The sequence below is a fragment of the Streptomyces sp. S6 genome, assembly GCF_054880855.1.
In genome coordinates, this window is record NZ_JBTYMC010000580.1 from 1 (window position 1) to 1,937 (window position 1,937).

Consider the following 1,937-nt stretch of genomic DNA (forward strand, 5'->3'; position numbering starts at 1 on the left):
GCGCCTGCTGCTGCGCGGCCATCTGGGGGGCTGCCGGGGCGGCGGGCGCTGCCATGGCCGGGGTGGGCAGGGGCTGAGCCGGCGTGGGCTGGGTCGGCAGGGGGGCGGCTGCCATGGGGGCTGTCATGGGTGAGGCCGCCATGGGCGGGGCTGCCATGGCTGCGGCGAAGGCGGGGGCCATGGGGGGCTGCGGCGCCATCGGGGCGGGAGCCGGCGCGGGCGCGGTCATCGTCTGAGGCGCCGTCATCGCCTGGGGAACTGCCATCGGCTGAGGGGTGGGCATCGCCTGGGGTGCCATGAGGGTGGCGGTGAAGCCGGGGTCGACGGGTGCCATGGGCGCGGCCATCGGCTGGGGCGCCATCTGCGGTGCGGTGAGGGCGGGTTCGGGTGCCGGGGCCGGGGTGGGGGTCGGCATGGGCACGGCGAACGTCGAGTTGGCGGCGGCCATACCGGCGGAGGGCGGGGCCATCAGGGTCGAGGTGTAGGCCGGTTCGGCGGGGGCCTGGGGTGCCGTCGGCGCGGGCGCGGGGGCCGCCGATGCGGCGGTCGGAGGTGCCATCGTCGCGGACGCGTACGCCGGTTCGGCCGGTGCCGACGGTGACATGACCGTCGAGGTGAATGCGGGGGCCGTCGGCGCGGCCTGCGGGGTCATCGGCGCGGACGTGTACGTCGGTTGGGCGGGGATCCCGGCGGAGGGGCTCATCACCGTCGAGGTGAGGGCCGGTTCCGGGGCCGTCGGGGCGGACGCTCCCGGTGTCATGACCGTCGACGTGAACGCGGGCGCCGGGGCGGCGGCCTGCGGGGACATCAGGGTGGACGCATACACCGGCTCGGCGGGCGCGGGCGCGGCGGAGGGGCTCATCACCGTGGATGTGAAGGCGGGGTCGGGGGCGGCCGACGGGCTCATCACGGTCGACGTGAAGGCCGGTTCGGGAGCCGCCGGGGCGGGTGCCGAGGGGGCCATGACGGTCGTCGCGTACGCGGGTTCGGCGGGGGCGGCCGGCGCCGAGGGGGACATGACCGTCGAGGTCAGGGCGGGTTCGGCGGGGACCGGGGCGGCGGCCTGCGGCTGCGGGTCCTGCCAGGTCGTCGCGCCGGACGGGTCGTACTGGGCGAAGGCGCCCGTCTCCCACGTCGGAACCGACGGGAACGCGCCCGTGTCCCGGGCGGGCTCCGCGGGGTTGTACATCGGGAGGGAGCCGGTGTTCCAGGCCGCGGCTGCGGGCGCGGGTTGCGCTACGGGAGCCGCGGCCGGGAACGCGCCGCCGGGCTGGGCCGCCGGAGAGGCGTACTGGGGGAACGTGCCGGTCTCCCACGACGGGACGGAAGGGAGGGCGCCGGTGTCACGTGACGGGTCGGCGGGGTTGTACATCGGCAGCGAGCCGCTGTCCCAACCCTGCGTCGAGGGGCGGGAGTCGGGCGCCTGCATGACCGGGATCTGGCCGGTGGCCGTCGGATCGGGCGACATCTGGACGACCGGGATCGGTCCGGTCGCCGTCGGGGAGACGGGCATCTGCACGACGGGAATCGGCCCGGTCGCCGTCGGCGAGGCGGGCATCTGGACGACCGGGATCGGCCCCGTGGCGGTCGCGGAGACGGGCATCTGGACGACGGGTATCTGCCCGGTCGACGTCGGGGTGGCCGCCATCGGCACGCCCGGGGACGACGGAACGACCGGGATCGGCCCGGTGACGGTCGGGTCGGCGGGCATCTGCGCGACCGGCGCCTGCATGACCGGGATCTGGCCGGTGGCCGTCGGGTCGGGCGACATCTGCGGGGCGAAGGCCGGCATGACGGCCGTCTGGGCCATGGTGGACGGGACGACCGGGATCTGGCCCGTGGCCGCCGGATCGGCGGGCATGCGCGTGTGCGCCGGGGGGAGCGCGGCCAGAGGGGACGGCGGGAGCGCGGCGGGGACGGCCGGCGGGAGCGCGGGG

General features: G+C 77.0%; 2 pseudogenes. One reads left to right on the forward strand and one right to left on the reverse strand.

The window, feature by feature from the left end:
* Positions 1–604, reverse strand: a pseudogene (locus tag ACVNF4_RS35430) (hypothetical protein); the annotation flags it as partial.
* Here ACVNF4_RS35430 and ACVNF4_RS35435 point away from each other — a divergent pair.
* Positions 603–1,937, forward strand: a pseudogene (locus tag ACVNF4_RS35435) (hypothetical protein); the annotation flags it as partial. The pseudogenes ACVNF4_RS35430 and ACVNF4_RS35435 overlap by 2 nt on opposite strands.